The sequence below is a fragment of the Halomonas sp. McD50-4 genome, assembly GCF_022348135.1.
GTDB lineage: Bacteria > Pseudomonadota > Gammaproteobacteria > Pseudomonadales > Halomonadaceae > Vreelandella > Vreelandella piezotolerans.
The window spans coordinates 163900-178948 of record NZ_JAKRFG010000007.1 but is presented as its reverse complement, the minus strand read 5'-3'; the positions used below and the strand labels follow the sequence as shown (position 1 = coordinate 178948).

At 57.1% G+C, this 15049-nt stretch carries 11 protein-coding genes; 2 read left to right on the top strand and 9 right to left on the bottom strand.

Annotation, left to right across the window (positions count from 1 at the left end; all coding sequences use genetic code 11):
- Positions 1–5: 5 nt before the first annotated feature.
- The gene (locus MHM85_RS10850; protein WP_239285909.1) at positions 6–1181 is read right to left on the bottom strand and encodes a multidrug effflux MFS transporter; all 1176 of its coding nucleotides are present in this window, start codon (positions 1179–1181) and stop codon (positions 6–8) included.
- A gap of 156 nt (positions 1182–1337) precedes the next feature.
- On the opposite strand from MHM85_RS10850, the gene MHM85_RS10845 reads away from it, so the two are divergent.
- A complete protein-coding gene (locus MHM85_RS10845) occupies positions 1338–2996 on the top strand; it encodes a methyl-accepting chemotaxis protein (RefSeq protein WP_239285907.1) in 1659 nt (552 codons plus the stop codon).
- 25 nt (positions 2997–3021) lie between these two features.
- A complete protein-coding gene (tal, locus tag MHM85_RS10840; protein WP_219863260.1) occupies positions 3022–3960 on the top strand; it encodes a transaldolase in 939 nt (312 codons plus the stop codon).
- A gap of 59 nt (positions 3961–4019) precedes the next feature.
- On the opposite strand, the gene MHM85_RS10835 is transcribed toward tal, so the two are convergent.
- The 8 genes from MHM85_RS10835 to MHM85_RS10800 form a co-directional block, all read right to left on the bottom strand.
- Positions 4020–4538, bottom strand: a complete 519-nt coding sequence (locus tag MHM85_RS10835; protein ID WP_139525634.1) for an STAS domain-containing protein — start codon at positions 4536–4538, stop codon at positions 4020–4022.
- Positions 4528–5721, bottom strand: a complete 1194-nt coding sequence (locus MHM85_RS10830) for a fused response regulator/phosphatase (protein WP_139525633.1) — start codon at positions 5719–5721, stop codon at positions 4528–4530. Before MHM85_RS10830 ends, MHM85_RS10835 begins: the two co-directional genes overlap by 11 nt.
- Positions 5722–5729: 8 nt before the next feature.
- Positions 5730–6533 carry a VacJ family lipoprotein gene (locus tag MHM85_RS10825; protein ID WP_231125525.1) on the bottom strand — a complete coding sequence of 268 codons (804 nt, stop codon included), beginning with the start codon at positions 6531–6533 and terminating at the stop codon, positions 5730–5732.
- Positions 6534–6612: 79 nt separating this feature from the next.
- Positions 6613–7734, bottom strand: coding sequence for a beta-ketoacyl-ACP synthase III (locus tag MHM85_RS10820; protein WP_239285905.1), 1122 nt, complete (start codon positions 7732–7734; stop codon positions 6613–6615).
- Positions 7735–7831: 97 nt separating this feature from the next.
- Positions 7832–11743, bottom strand: a complete 3912-nt coding sequence (hrpA, locus tag MHM85_RS10815; protein ID WP_239285915.1) for an ATP-dependent RNA helicase HrpA — start codon at positions 11741–11743, stop codon at positions 7832–7834.
- A 203-nt stretch (positions 11744–11946) separates the two neighbouring features.
- Positions 11947–13620 carry an AMP-binding protein gene (locus tag MHM85_RS10810; RefSeq protein ID WP_139525629.1) on the bottom strand — a complete coding sequence of 558 codons (1674 nt, stop codon included), beginning with the start codon at positions 13618–13620 and terminating at the stop codon, positions 11947–11949.
- 164 nt (positions 13621–13784) lie between these two features.
- Positions 13785–14564 carry a class II glutamine amidotransferase gene (locus MHM85_RS10805; RefSeq protein WP_139525628.1) on the bottom strand — a complete coding sequence of 260 codons (780 nt, stop codon included), beginning with the start codon at positions 14562–14564 and terminating at the stop codon, positions 13785–13787.
- A gap of 27 nt (positions 14565–14591) precedes the next feature.
- The gene (locus MHM85_RS10800; protein ID WP_139525627.1) at positions 14592–15017 is read right to left on the bottom strand and encodes a hypothetical protein; all 426 of its coding nucleotides are present in this window, start codon (positions 15015–15017) and stop codon (positions 14592–14594) included.
- Between the last annotated feature and the right edge of the window lie 32 nt (positions 15018–15049).

Sequence of the window (15049 nt, the reverse complement as noted above, 5' to 3'; positions counted from 1 at the left end):
CACGCTCAAGACACCCGAGTAAGCTTTCTCACCCCAATATTCCCAAGCAGCGCCGCCCCTAACATGGTTAGCACCATTGGCCAAAGATGCTCGACCTGGAAGAGTCCCACGAGTACACCCGCCAACGCGCCACAGCTAAACTGGATGCCCCCCAGTAGTGCCGTGGCCGTGGCGCTGATATGACCGAAATGATCCAGCAGCGACGAAATGGCATTGGGTGTAATCAGTCCAATCATCCCAGTGAAGAGCATTACCAACACCACCACGACAGGTAATGAAGCCAGGCCAAGCGCCGTCGTGACGACTAACGCCAACGCCGCGAATAGCTGTACCGCCAAACCAAACCGCAGGTTCTGCTGCGGCGTCCGCTTGCGCAGAAGATGAATATTCAGCCGATTAGAGAGAGCAATGATGACCACATTGACACCAAACACCAGCGGGTAAATTCCCGGAGAGAGGGAGAAGTAGTCTAAGTAGAGAAACGGTGATGCCGTCACGAAAGCGAACAGGCCTGCAAAAGAGGCGGCCACCGCACAAATGTAGCCCATTCCCTCTCGGTGACGCAGCACGCTGGCGTAGTTGCCCAACACCTGACGTGGGGTGGCGGCGGGCCAACTGGGGTCACGGGTTTCGGGCAATCGCGTGCCCAACAGCCATAATAAGAACCCAGCATAGACCGCTAGAAAGACGAAGATCAGCCACCAGCCTGCAATATGCAGCAGCAGACTCCCAACCGCCGGAGCCACCAGCGGGGCCAGCATCATGATCATGGCCATGGTAGACATGACCTTGGCAGCCTCACGCCCGCTGAAGCAGTCACGCACAATGGCTGCCGAATTCACCACGCAAGCCCCGCCTCCCAGTGCTTGTACGAATCGCCATATCAACAGTGAGGTCAAACTATCAGCAGTGGTGATCATCAAGCTGGACAGCATAAAGACAACCAGCCCACTCAGCAGGACGGGTTTGCGTCCTATACGATCCGACAAAGGCCCAAAACAGAGCTGCCCCAGCGCAAAGCCGAACAAGAACATGCTAATGGAAAGCTCGGTATGGTGAATGCTGGCATCGATACTCTCCGCCAACACGCCCATGGCTGGCAGATAAGCATCTATCGCAAAAGGGGCCAATACCGTATTCGCCGCCACCAAAAGCGCCACGCGACGCGGATTGAGTTCCATACATCTCCTCACAGCTACGCTGGTCGACCGCCTGGCGGCCATTTAGATAGGACGCTAATCATACACTCAACCCCAGGATCTCGCACCGTTCACTCAGAACTGAAACATTTGCCTATTAAGCTGGTTTCATGAGTCGAATGAGGAATACCTGGGGGCATGATGACACTCACAAAACTTGAAAACATTTCGTTACGCCAGCTGAGCCTATCGGCACTGCTCTTGATGGCGGGCTGCCTGCTGATGTTTGCCGCGCTAGCATGGCAAATCATGCAGCAGAGCCAGCGTGATCTGGCCGCTTTAGAGCTGGTCAACGTGCAGCAAGCGTCTTCGCTGAATCGACTACACATCGCCAGTTTAGAAGGACTCAATCGCATGGATCGCGCTTTAGAGCGACAACTGCGCCCCTCGCTCGGTGATCCTATTGCAGCGCTGGAAGCGGTCGAATACGAGTTGAACGAAATGTCACAGGCACTTGAGAGCTTTCTGCAAGCCACACAGAACAGCCCGTATTTAGCGCTACGCGATGCCATCGATGATAGAGCCCATCAACTGCTGGCTAGCATGAATGCGCAGCACGATGCCATCACCTCCGGTGACCGCAGTGGCTATCGACAAATCACGCTGGAAGCCATGGCGCACAGCGAGGCGCTAGCCAGTCATGCACGCGCATTTTATCAGGTCGCCGATCAGCAAGGCATCAGTCTGATGCAAAAGGCCGAGCAGCGTGGTGGCATGGTCGCTGTTGGCTTGGCCCTGGGTATGGCGATCTCACTCGCACTCATGGGATCGCTGATATGGCTTGGGCATTACCAGTTGCTTCAGCCCATTCGCCACTTGATCGTCCACTTCCGTCATATGGCCGACGGGGATTTGAGCAAGGCGGTTCCCGCTCGAGGTAACAATGAAATCGGCCAGCTCTATGCTGCCTTGGGCGTCATGCAAACCTCTCTCATTGGCACCGTCACCCAGCTACATGACAACAGTCAGCACGTCTTCCAAAGCGCTCAGCGTTTGGCATTGGGTAATGAGGACCTCGCCACACGCACTCATCAGCAAACCACCTCGCTGGACAGCACGGCAACTAACGTCCATACGTTAACCGATAGTGTGGCGCACACCGCTGAACATGCTCTCCAGGCCAAAGAGTTAACCGAACATGCGACGGTGCAGGCACAGCGGAGCCACCAGACCATGGAAGCCTTTCTGTCGACCATGGAAGAGATCGACACCCACGCCAAGCAGGTCAACGACATCGTCAATGTCATCAATAGCATTTCGTTCCAAACGAACCTGCTCGCTCTCAACGCCTCGGTAGAAGCCGCGCGAGCGGGTGAGCAGGGCCGCGGCTTTGCCGTCGTGGCTGCAGAAGTACGCTCACTGGCCACCCGCAGCGCAGAAGCCGCGACCCAAATTCGTCACTTATTGGCATCTTCCAATGCGAGTATCGAGCGGGGTAATCAGCTATCCCGCGATGCCAGCCAACAGTTCGAAGAGATGGTGGGCTCGATCTCCTCGACCCGCCGAGTAATCACCGACATCGCCGATGCTGCCCACCTGCAACACCAGCACATCGAAGAGATCAACAAAACATTACAGGAACAAACCCATGTGACACAGGCGAATGCTGGGCAGGTCGATGCCACCGCACAAGACGCCATGTCGCTGGAGTCGGCCGCCGAAGGGATGCGCGAGCAAGCGGCCCAATTCAAGGTAAACCAACAGCGCCGGGCATCTGATTACCAGTGGCGCGCCGCAGATTCTTCGCCAACGTTACCGATCAACCATACTCAACGTGAGTCAGCCTTGTTAGAGTAACCTTGACTCAAACAAGGAGCACTGCATGGCCACTAGCCTATTAAACCAATTGAAAGAGATGACCACTGTGGTAGCCGATACGGGAGACCTAGAGGCCATCCGCCGTTTTCAGCCCAAGGACGCCACCACCAATCCATCGCTGATTCTTCAAGCTGCCCAGCAAGAAGAGCGACGGGCTCGCTTGGCCAGTATTGCCAAAGACAGCACCGATCTGGACGACGCGGTCGATCGTGTAGCGGTGGATATCGGTAGCGAAATTAGCAAGCTGGTACCCGGCTACGTATCGACCGAAGTCAGCGCCCGCCTCTCGTTTGACCGTGACGCCACGATTGCCAAGGCGCACTCGCTCATCGAACGCTATGCCCAACACGGCGTGGGCCCGGAGCGTATTCTGATCAAGATGGCCTCTACCTGGGAAGGCATTCAGGCCGCCCGCCAGTTGGAGCGCGACGGCATTCGTACCAATCTGACATTGCTATTCGGCTTTGCTCAGGCGCAGGCATGTGCCGACGCCGGTGCCACGCTCATTTCACCGTTCGTTGGCCGCATCCTCGACTGGCACAAAGCCCGTTCGCCGGAAGCCGACTTTAGCGGCGCCAATGATCCGGGCGTACAGTCGGTAAAACGCATCTACGACTACTATAAAGGCCATGGCTACCCCACGATCGTCATGGGAGCGAGCTTCCGGAACGTCGATGAAATTCAGGCACTCGCTGGCTGCGATCGACTCACCATCTCCCCTGCTCTGCTCAACGAACTCGACGAGCTGCAGGGTGAATTGCCACGGCAGTTAACGCCCATGGGTGCTAGCAGCTCCATCGAGCAAGCGCTAGCGCAGGCCGATTTCCGGTGGGAGATGAACGAAGACGAAATGGCGACAGACAAGTTGGCCGAGGGTATTCGCAAATTCATGGCCGACCAGCGTAAGCTCGAGGAACTGCTGAGCGCGCTACGCCAAGGGTAAGCGCTGCCTCGGCAGCCTCCAACCATGACGCCCTCTTAACCGCTCGCTAAGAGGGCGTTTTACTTATGTGTCACCGTCGATTGCGATTCGAGCATTTCGACCAGCGGTTGAAACTGCTCACGATTATGCTCGTTCATGTGCATCAAAATACGGTGCGCTTCCAAAATACGTGTGCGCAGGCCCTCTTCATCGGCAGGCTCGGCTGGCAAATCTTGCATCGATGAACTGAGCGGGGTAGTGGGCTGCAGAGGCGCTTCCATTAGCGTAAAAAAGCGCGCAAATCCCATGACGTCGAGCATCTGACGCACGTCGGGGTTATCGGCAATGATCGTCGGGGGCTGCTCCAACCGCCCTTTGACGGCCATAGCGACTTTCGCAAGGAAGCCAAGCGCGGTGGAATCCACGTTGGTCGCTTCGCGCAGGTCGATCATCACCGCCTGGAGCCCAGGGGTTTGGGCAAGGCGTTGCGCTTGCGTATCGAGCGTGGCACACAGCGTCAGTCGCACGTCTCCGCAGAGCTTCAAGACAAAAACACCAGAGTCGAACGCCGCTTTGATACGGCCCTCTTCAATCAGCATGACCAAATCCGCTCACCATCATGATTGTCAGGTCATCGGGTAAAGCATCGCGGTCTTGGTTCGCCTCATCATCCGCATCGCCCTTTTCGAGGAGCGAGTTGGTGCTGGCTAGCCGGTCGCGCAGCTGCTCAAGCGTGACACTTTCGCTAACGAGTTGCTCAAGTTCCGTGAGCCGCGTGTCGAGCGTTTTACCCGGCAAGCATTCCAATACACCGTCTGAACACAGCCATAAACGAAAATTGGCCGGTAAAGCACAGCTAAGCGAAGGATACTCCACATCGGGGAAAAGGCCTACCGGCATCCCTTCCCCAGCAAGACGCTCTAGTTTACCGTCGGCCGCGAGCAGCGGCATCGGTAGCTGAGCACCGAGCGAATAGTGAAGAGTATGCGCCTCATGGTCAATAACACCGACGAATAAAGTGGCATGTTTTCCAATATCGGTATCCTGCAGCTCACGGTTCATCGCCGCGAGCCAGTGGGGGGGCAATTGCTCTGGGGCTTGGCCATCCCACTCGTTGAGCCAACGGTTACACAGATATTTGAGCAGCACCGTCACGAAAGCAGACGACGCGCCATGCCCCGACACATCGGCAAAGTAGAACGCACTGAAGCGATCGTTATAACGTTGGTAGTCAAGAAAGTCGCCTGATAAATACAGCGATGGCGCAAACCAGTAGTCGTAGTAAACGCCACTGATCACTTTGGGATGCGCGGGCAACAATCGGCGCTGAATATGGCCCCCGCTTTGTTGATCCATGCGCAATAGCGCCAAGTGCGTCTCGAGGCTCTCGTTGAGCTCTGCCAGGCGCTCACGGTCACGGTCACGCTCCTGCGCCAAAGCGTGCAGCTCGATCGCTTTGCGAATCATCCGGCGCAGTAGTTCAGTATGGCGCAGCGGGTGCACGATATAATCCACCAGCCCCACATCGATCGCCTTGATCAGGTCAGCATCCTGGCGAGAGTCACTCACGATGAGCGTGGGCAGCCGAAGCGTTAACGGCGACCATTGCTGCCGCGGCACAGCGCGCGCATGGGCGACGATCAACGCAGTGCCGTTAGGCAAATGGGCTATGTTATCGGCGGCGTACACCCACATGCCGTCGCAAGTAATCGCCTCGGCCAGCGCATCGCGCTCGGGGCCAGGCTCATCGATTACTGCGATCAACTGCTTAGCGTGATCCATGTTGGGCCTCAATCGGCGAAATCGTCGTCACCAAAGTCGGTATCGTCGAAATCAAAATCATCCATGGCAAACGGGTCATCGCCCAGCGCTCCGTCATTCACCTCGAACTGTCGGCGCTGTAAATAGGCATCGCGTACGAACCGATAGCGATCTCCCGAAATCAACGACTCTTGATCCAGCAAGCCCGCACGTATATCGATGATGTTCAGCGCTGTCAGACCGATCCTGACACGATCTTCGTCTAGGTAAGTGGGCGGATAGGCGGCCATGTCGGCAGGTCGACCGGTGGCATCGCGCAGCGTGCTAGGGCCAAACAGCGGAAGAACCAAATAGCGCGAATCTTCCCAGCCCCATACGGCTAGGGTTTGACCAAAGTCCTCCTCATCGGCAGTGATCTCCATCAGAGTGGCGTAGTCCAGCAAGCCGCCGATACCTACCGTAGAATTGATCAAAAAGCGAGAGGTCGCGAGCCCTGCATTAGCAGGCTTGCCCTGGAGTAAGCTGTTGAGCGCCGTGCGTATCTCTGCCAAATTGGAGAAAAAGTTACCTACCCCTGTTTGAACAGGTTCAGGCGTGATGGTTTTATACCCCTGCGCTACCGGCTTGAGAGCGTAGCGGTCCAATACGTCGTTGAACGCAAACACGCGTCGATTGAAACCTTCCCATGGATCCTGTGGATCAGCGGCCACTTGCGCCTCCGCCGCTCCCTCCTCTTGAGAAGCCCCTGTGCTCGCGCAGCCGCCCATGCCGAGCATCGTGAATAGCAGAAGCGGCAACAGCTTCTGCCATCCATTTCCCGCTTGTCTTTGCATTGCCCACCCCTTCAGCATGCGTTGTCCTCTTCCCGTATTGCTCGCGCTTCTCAACATTCACTCTCGAATCGCCACACGCTTACTGACGGCGCACCACCACGCTGCCCGCACTGTAACCTGCACCGAACGAGCAGATAACGCCGATATCCCCGTCCGTTAACGCCTCGCGGTGAAGGTGGAAAGCGATGATCGAGCCTGCCGAGCTAGTGTTGGCATAGCGATCGAGAATGATCGGGGCCTGTGTCTCGCTAGGTTCTACACCCAGCACTTTACGTGCAATCAAATCATTCATATGGCGGTTGGCCTGATGAAGCCACATACGCGTCAGATCAGCACCCGACAGCTCGAGCGAGGCAAGATGGTCGGTGATGAGCTTAGCCACCATCGGGCAGACCTCTTTGAAAACGCGTCGTCCCTCTTGCACGAATAGCTTGTCCAACGCCTGCGGATCACTGTCGGTCACACGGTTCAAAAACCCAGCATTGTTGCGAATCGCGTTGGAAAATTTGGTGACTAGCCGCGTGCCAAGGATCTCATAGCGTTCCCGGGCCACCGCCACGTCGTCATTTTCCAGTACCATAGCCGTACAAGCATCGCCGAAAATAAAGTGGCTGTCACGGTCTCTAAAGTTCAAATGCGCCGAACAGATCTCCGGGTTGACGATCAAGGCCCGCTTGACACTGCCTGCCGCAATCGCATTCGCCGCCGTCTCCAGCGCAAACGTGGCGGAGCTGCAGGCAACGTTCATATCGAATCCGTAGCCAGACGTACCCAATGCTTGCTGTACTTCTACCGCTACCGCTGGATAAGCGCGTTCTAAGTTAGAGCACGCTACGATGACCAGCTCGATATCTGCGGCATCCACCTCAGCCGCCGACAAGGCTTGGCGTGCCGCCTGGGTGGCCATCTCACACTGGATGGAGGGCTCGTCATTACGACGCTGCGGCAGTTTGGGTCGCATGCGCTGGGGATCAAGGATGCCGTCAGCATCGAGCACGTAGCGGCTTTTGATACCCGAGGCTTTTTCGATGAACTCACTGCTAGAATATGCCAATGCTTCTTGTTCGCCCCGTGCGATGGCGTTGGCATGCTGGGCGTTGTGCTGATCGACCCAAGCATTGAAAGCAGCGACCAACGCCGCGTTGTCAATGGCGTTTTCCGGCGTGTAAAGCCCAGTACCGGTGATCACTACGTTGGCCATGCTGTCTCCTTAAGAGGCCTCGACACGTCAAGCCGAAACCATCAGTCAAATAGTATCGTGCAGGCAGACCATCCTGCTCTGTCTGACGAGCGCTGTGTTAGGGATGCGTGATCTCTTCCCAGCGTTTTTCCAGGCGCTTTACTGACACCGGCATTTTTGTTCCGAGCTGCTGCGCAAACAGAGAAACACGCAGCTCCTGGAGCCACCAGCCGAATGCCACGAGTGCCGGGTCTTCAGCGTTACCGCGTCGCTCGCTTTTGCGTCGCGCATCGAAGCGTTCTTCGAGCGCCTGGACATCCTGCATCATCATTTGATCACGACCTCGTTCGCGGGCCGCCTTTTCAAGGCGAATCAACGCGGCTTCGGTATAGCGTGGATACTCATCGAGCCACTCCCCAGCATCGCGAATGAAGCCAGGATAGACCAACCGCTGCATCTGTGCGCTCACATCACTGTAAACGAGGGCTAGCGCAAAATTGAGTTTCCCTTTTAGCACCTTGGTGACGGCTAAATGCCCTTTCAAGGCGTTTTCAACCCGCTCCAAAAGCGTTACCGCATAGGGAATCAGCGAGTCGCCGGTCCTATCGAGACGCTCGGCGAGCTCAGGGGCAGAGCGGGGCAGCGGATGTGTCGCCACCACCTGGGTAAACACTGCTAGCATCAAGTCGTCCACGAGCACCTGCTTAGTGCCTACTTTAGCAAATAGCAGCGCGCACTTTTCCACCCCAGGCAAGCGTTTGATCGCTTTCACTTGCTCGGGCTGCTTTGCGATGGCTAACCGGGCAACGCCCTCTTGGTGGGCCGCAGTGGCTTTCGCAGGGTGATCGAACAGGCTGACGTTGAAATGATGCCCATTGGCGACTAGCGCTGGATAGGCTTCTACACGAATGCCCGCTTGCGTGGTCACACGCGACTCGGGCAGCGGTGTCTGAGGTAGTTCGTCCATCGAAGGCGCTTGGCTTGCCTGATCGGCCAACGCCTGGGCCCCTGCACTAGCCGCCTCTTCGAAACGCTTCTCTAGTGCCCTCACGTCGCGCCCCTGGCCAAGCATGTCACCCGCATGATCGACCACTCGCACGTTCATGATCAGGTGCGGGGGTAGCAAATCGAGACGCCAATCGTCTGGATGAACACGGGTGCCGGTACGTCGGCGAATGAACTCACCCAACGCTTCGGTAAGCGGCCGCTCATCGGGCGCTAGCGTCTCCAATGCAGCATCGACCCAGTCAGGAATGGGCACTACCTGACGACGAATGCTTTTCGGCAGCGATTTCAAAAGTGCAATACACTTCTCGCGTAGAAGCCCCGGCACCAACCACTCAAGGGCATGAACGGGCAACTGCGGTAGCATGGCCGCAGGCACGGTTAGGGTCACGCCATCGTCGGCGGCATCCGGGTCGAAGTGGTAACTGACCGGGTACGCGACGCCAGACAGCGTTAAATGATCTGGATACTGCGCCAGAGTGACGTCATGGGCATCCCGGGCCTTGAGAGCATCGATATCGAACTTGAGCAGCTCAGGGTCCTGACGCTCGGCCTGCTTACGCCAGTGCTCGAAGCCCTTGCCATTGACGACATCTGCGGGTATGCGCTCGTCGTAGAAGGCAAAGAGCGTCTCTTCGTCAACGAGAATATCCCGCCGACGGGCGCGATCTTCTAGCGCTTCGACTTCATCGATTAGCGCACGATTATGGGCGAAGAACGCCCCTTTGGTTTGAAACTCGCCTTCCACTAGCGCCCGGCGGATGAACAGCTCCCGCGACTCCTGTGGCGCAATGGGCCCATAATGAACACGACGGCGCGCTACGATAGGTAGGCCAAACAGAGTGACCTGCTCGAAGGCGACCACCTGGGCACGCTTCATCTCCCAGTGAGGCTCACTGTAGCTGCGTTTCACCAAGTGTTCCGCCTGCGGTTCGATCCATTGGGGGTCGATTTTGGCGACGGTGCGGGCAAACAGCTTGGTGGTTTCGATCAACTCGAAGGCCATGACCCATTTGGGGGTTTTCTTGGCCAGCCCTGAGCCTGGATGAATCATGAACTTGCGGTTTCGCGCGCCGAGGTACTCGCGGTTTTCAAGTAACGTGCCCAAATGGGAGAGCAGACCCGATAGTAACGCCTGATGCAGCTTACCGGACGTTTTCCGTCTGGCTTGCTTGGCCTGCTCTTCGCTTTCGTTCTCATCACGGGGTAGCGGCGCGGGCACCTCGATATCCATATCCCGCAACAGCTGGCGTAGCTGGCGAAACGTATCGTGCCACTCGCGCATGCGCAGGTAGTTGATGTAGTGCTCGCGACACCAGCGGCGCAGCTGGTTGCCGGATAGCGCATCGCGGGCGTTATCAATGCCATGCCACAAGTTCAACAACGCCACGAAGTCGGAATCCGGATCGTGCCAGCGCTGATGCGCCTGGTCGGCGGCTTGGCGCTTGTCGGCGGGCCGATCGCGGGGGTCTTGAATCGCCAGCGCCGATACGACAATCAGTACGTCACGCAGGCAGCCCCGCTCTGCACCAGCCAACACCATACGGGCCAAGCGAGGGTCGATGGGCAGCTTCGCCAGCTTACGGCCCAGTGTGCTCAGTTGCTGCTTCTCGTTGACGGCACCGAGCTCGAAAAGCAGCCTAAAGCCATCTTTGACGAAGCGACTATCGGGCGGGTCGACGAAGGGGAAGTCTTCGATACTGCCTAGCTTGAGTGCCAGCATCGACAAAATGACCGACGCCAGGTTGGTACGCTGGATCTCCGGGTCGGTGAACGCGGGCCGAGACAGAAAATCCTCTTCGTCGTAAAGACGAATACAGACGCCTTCGGCGATCCGGCCGCAGCGGCCCTTGCGCTGATTGGCGCTGGCCTGGCTGACTGGCTCGATGGGCAGTCGCTGAATTTTTGCCCGGTAGCTGTAACGGCTGATGCGCACAAGGCCCGGATCAATGACGTAGCGTATCCCCGGCACGGTGAGTGAGGTTTCGGCCACGTTCGTCGCCAGTACGATCCGCCGTCCCCGGTGAGGAGCAAACACCCGATTCTGCTCTTCGTTGGAGAGGCGCGCGTACAGCGGCAAAATCTCGGTGCCTTTCAAGTCAGCACGGCGCAACGTATCGGCAGTTTCACGGATCTCCCGCTCGCCGGGTAAAAACACCAGTACGTCCCGGGGGCCATGCAGCCAGCCTTTTTCTCGTTCGATCGTTTCGATTTCTCGCACGGCGTGAACGATGCCTTCTTGCAGTGTGCGGTCCTCTTCATCCTCATCGCTGCGCGCCAACGGACGGTAATGCACGTCTACCGGGAACGTTCGGCCCGACACCTCGACCACCGGCGCTGGCGTTTCAGGCGTGCCGAAATGCGCCGCAAAACGCTCCACATCGATTGTGGCCGAGGTGATGATGACTTTCAGATCAGGACGCTTAGGCAGCAACCGTTTGAGGTAGCCAAGCAAGAAATCGATGTTCAGGCTGCGCTCGTGGGCTTCGTCAATGATCAGCGTGTCGTAACGGAGCAGCAGAGGATCGTGTTGAGTCTCGGCCAGCAGGATTCCGTCGGTCATCAGCTTGACGAGCGTGCTCGTTGAGCTTTGGTCGTTGAAACGGACCTGATAGCCCACTTGCTCGCCTAGTGGTACGCTCAACTCCTCCGCCAGACGCCCCGCGACGCTGCGCGCCGCCAGACGCCGTGGCTGAGTATGGCCAATCAACCCTTTACGGCCACGACCCAGCTCCAGACACATTTTAGGTAACTGAGTGGTTTTACCCGACCCCGTCTCCCCGGCCACGACCACCACTTGATGGTCACGGATCGCGGCGAGAATATCCTCACGGCGCTCTACCACCGGCAGCTCTGCCGGGTAATCCAGCGTCACGCGGAGGCTTTCCCGCTGGGCCAGCAATTGCTTGGCTTGGTCGACCTCCCGCTCCACCTCGTTCAAACCGCGGTCGATCGGTTTGTTCTCTCGCTGCCGCCGCCGTAGGCCCGCCACCCGACGCGAGAGCCGCTCCTGATCACGCCGCATGACGTGATCTAGCGACGCCTTGAGCGTTGCTAGTGAGGAAGCGTTGTCTTGCAGGGTGTCGATACGGGATGAGTGCGTGTCGGTGGTCACGTTAGGCTCGGTTCCATCTCAGAATAAACGTCGGCCCACTTGCAAGTGGGCCGACCATTGTAACGCTTTCGCGAACGAGACGCCTAACGTCCGCTTGACCGAGTACTCACGCTTTATGGCGTAGAAGGCTTTTCCTGATCACGCAGTTGGCGGCGCAGCACCTTGCCCACGTTGGTCTTCGGTAGCTCATCGCGGAACTCGATGTATTTGGGCACTTTGTACGCAGTTAGCTCTTTCTTGCACCAAGCCCGTAACGTCTCGGCATCGAGCTGGCTGTTTTTCGACACCACGAATAGCTTGATGGCCTCACCCGCGTTCTCATCGGCGACGCCCACGGCCGCTGCTTCCAACACATCTGGATGTGCTGCGACGACGTCCTCGACCTCATTGGGGTAGACGTTGAAACCCGACACCAAAATCATGTCCTTCTTACGATCCACGATTTTGATGTAGCCGTCGCTCTGTAATACAGCGATATCTCCTGTCCGGAACCAGCCGTCATCATCGATGGCGTTACGCGTTTCCTCTTCACGCTGCCAATAACCTTTCATGACCTGAGGGCCCTTCACACACAGCTCCCCTGGCTCTCCAAACGGCATATCTTGGCCATCGCCATCCACCACTTTCACCGACGTACCCGCGACCGGTTTGCCAATGGTGCCCAATTGAATGGCATCGTTGGGGTTGAAGCTGACGATAGGCGACGTCTCGGTAAGGCCGTAGCCTTCGGCAATCGGGCAACCGGTGGTCTCTTCCCAGCGCTGAGCAGCCGCCTTGGTCAGCGCCATGCCGCCGGAAATGGTCAGTTTCAATTTGGAGAAGTCGAGCTGTTTGAAGTCATCACGATTACATAGCGCGTTAAATAGCGTGTTGAGGCCGATAAAACCGGTAAACGGCAGCCCTTTGAGTTCTTTAACGAAATTGGGCAAATCTCGAGGATTGGTGATGAGCAGCGAGTGATTGCCGGTTTCCATCAGGAACAAGCAGTTCACGGTAAAGGTGTAGATGTGGTAGACAGGCAACGGCGCAATCACCAGCTCTTCACCATCGGTGAGATGTTCACCGATGGCTGAACGGGCCTGTAGCATGTTCGCCACCAAATTGCGGTGGGTCAGCATGGCCCCTTTAGGCATACCGGTCGTGCCGCCCGTGTACTGCAGCGCCGCCAAATCCTCCAACGTGCGCTCCACAGGGGTGTGCTTTAGCGACGCGCCTTTCTTCAGTGCGTCTCTAAAGCCAACGGCGCTGGGCAGCGAGTAGGCAGGCACCATTTTCTTGACGTGCTTCACGACGGCATTGATGAGCCAACGCTTGGGGGCATCGTGCAGGTCGGCAAGCTGCGTTACCAATACATGCTTGATGTCCGTTTTATCGAGCACTTTTTCTAGCTTGTCGGCCATATTGGCCAAGATCACGATGGCCTTGGCATTGGAGTCTTTGAACTGGTGCGCCATCTCCCGCTCGGTATACAGCGGGTTGGTGTTGACCACCACGAGCCCCGCCCGCAAGGCACCAAACACTGCCACGGGGAACTGAAGCACGTTCGGCAACTGGATGGCGATCCTGTCTCCTGGCACCAAGTCGGTCTCATGCTGAAGCCAAGCCGCGAAGTGAGCCGAAAGACGGTCAAGGTCGGAAAAACTCAGCGTTTTGCCCATGCAGGTAAACGCGGGCTTGCTTGAAAAACGTGAGACGGCTGAGTGAAAAACATCCGTAATAGAGTGGTAGTCTTCCAACCCTTCAAGCGCTGGTCCGCTTAAAATAGAGGTGTTGGCGTGTTCGCTCATGGGCTATCTCCGCTATCCGTGTCGATATGAGACCGACCTTGTTATTGTGGTGGGGTTGTATAAAGCGACTAAATGCCAACGATATACGACGTTTAGGGCACTGTAAAACGATCGATTGAAACTTACGTTTCAACTTTAGCTTATACCCTTCGAACCCTATTGCATTATGGACAATATCGCGCGCTGATTTCTCCCTCACGCCATACCAGTAACTCCCCTGGCACCATGCGCTGCCATGCCTCGTTTTGAGTGAGCGGCTCAGTCGCAATGACCGATACGATATCGTTGGGCGTCGTATGCTCGATGAAATTGACCGTCATCTCAGCATCAGATAGCTCCGCCTCACCAAAGGGCGCACGCCGAGTGATGTGCGCCAACTTGGTGGTGCAATAGCTATAAAGATAGACGCCGTCAGAAAGGAGTAAATTAAAAACGCCTAAACCCCTGAGCTGCTCACATAGTGAATGCAGTGTTTCCCATAGTGCCTCTGGCGAAGCCGGTGGCATAGGAAACGTGCGCCGCAGTTCACCCATGATCCAGCAAAACGCATGCTCGCTATCGGTATTGCCCACCGGGGTGTACATCCCTAAGGGCAGCGACTGCCAGTTGCTCAGTTGACCATTATGAGCGTAACACCAAGGCCGACCCCACATTTCACGGGTAAACGGATGCGTGTTGGCCAGCCTTACCCCGCCCACGTTGGCTTGGCGAATATGACTGATGACGACGTTGGATTTGATCGGATACTCACAGATCAAGCGGGCAATTGGTGAATCCACGGACGGGTGAGGGTCTCTGAATTCGCGATAGCCGCCCTCCTCATAAAAGGCGATACCCCAACCGTCGCGGTGCGGGCCTGTGCCTCCACCGCGGTGCAAGAAGCCTGAGAAGCTGAAGCAAATATCGGTGGGCACGTTGGCACTCATGCCCAGCAATTCACACATGGGCGCGCTCCTTTGCTGCTTCTCCCACTAGCGGATGACCGGTTCACGGCGACGTGTCGGCTGGGGGGCCTCTTCCGCTTGATGGCGCGGCGGGGTGTGCTCTTCAGGCAACGGGCGACGCCACCACCACAGCGCGATGCCAATGCCTGCCCCCAGCGCTACGCCCAGCACGGCCCACAGCAGCCCGGTGCGCATGGCGCTTGCGCTGTGCTCAAAGAAACCAACGGCCGCCACCATCGCCGAGGGCGCCCAGCCGGTATAAAACTCCCCCTCCTCAACCAGCGGCAAGCGGTAGTTCGCAGGCATCCACATGGCGCCCGCCACGCACCAAGTGATCACTAATCTTGGCAGACGTGGAAACAGGGCCAACGCAAAGTACACCGCTAACAGAACCAGCAGTGAAAGACCGTAATAACTTAACCACAGCAGTGACATTGAGTCTGCAAACAGCATAATACCCCTCATGTGGGTGGAATCACCCGACG

Bases quoted from the DNA above. Each gene is read 5' to 3' on its own strand.
- MHM85_RS10820 (WP_239285905.1), bottom strand. From the start codon at position 7,734: ATGGCCAACGTAGTGATCACCGGTACTGGGCTTTACACGCCGGAAAAC.
- MHM85_RS10800 (WP_139525627.1), bottom strand. From the start codon at position 15,017: ATGCTGTTTGCAGACTCAATGTCACTGCTGTGGTTAAGTTATTACGGT.
- hrpA (WP_239285915.1), bottom strand. From the start codon at position 11,743: ATGCGGCGTGATCAGGAGCGGCTCTCGCGTCGGGTGGCGGGCCTACGG.
- MHM85_RS10850 (WP_239285909.1), bottom strand. From the start codon at position 1,181: ATGGAACTCAATCCGCGTCGCGTGGCGCTTTTGGTGGCGGCGAATACG.
- MHM85_RS10810 (WP_139525629.1), bottom strand. From the start codon at position 13,620: ATGAGCGAACACGCCAACACCTCTATTTTAAGCGGACCAGCGCTTGAA.
- MHM85_RS10805 (WP_139525628.1), bottom strand. From the start codon at position 14,564: ATGTGTGAATTGCTGGGCATGAGTGCCAACGTGCCCACCGATATTTGC.
- MHM85_RS10825 (WP_231125525.1), bottom strand. From the start codon at position 6,533: ATGCAAAGACAAGCGGGAAATGGATGGCAGAAGCTGTTGCCGCTTCTG.
- MHM85_RS10830 (WP_139525633.1), bottom strand. From the start codon at position 5,721: ATGGATCACGCTAAGCAGTTGATCGCAGTAATCGATGAGCCTGGCCCC.
- MHM85_RS10835 (WP_139525634.1), bottom strand. From the start codon at position 4,538: ATGCTGATTGAAGAGGGCCGTATCAAAGCGGCGTTCGACTCTGGTGTT.
- MHM85_RS10845 (WP_239285907.1), top strand. From the start codon at position 1,338: ATGATGACACTCACAAAACTTGAAAACATTTCGTTACGCCAGCTGAGC.
- tal (WP_219863260.1), top strand. From the start codon at position 3,022: ATGGCCACTAGCCTATTAAACCAATTGAAAGAGATGACCACTGTGGTA.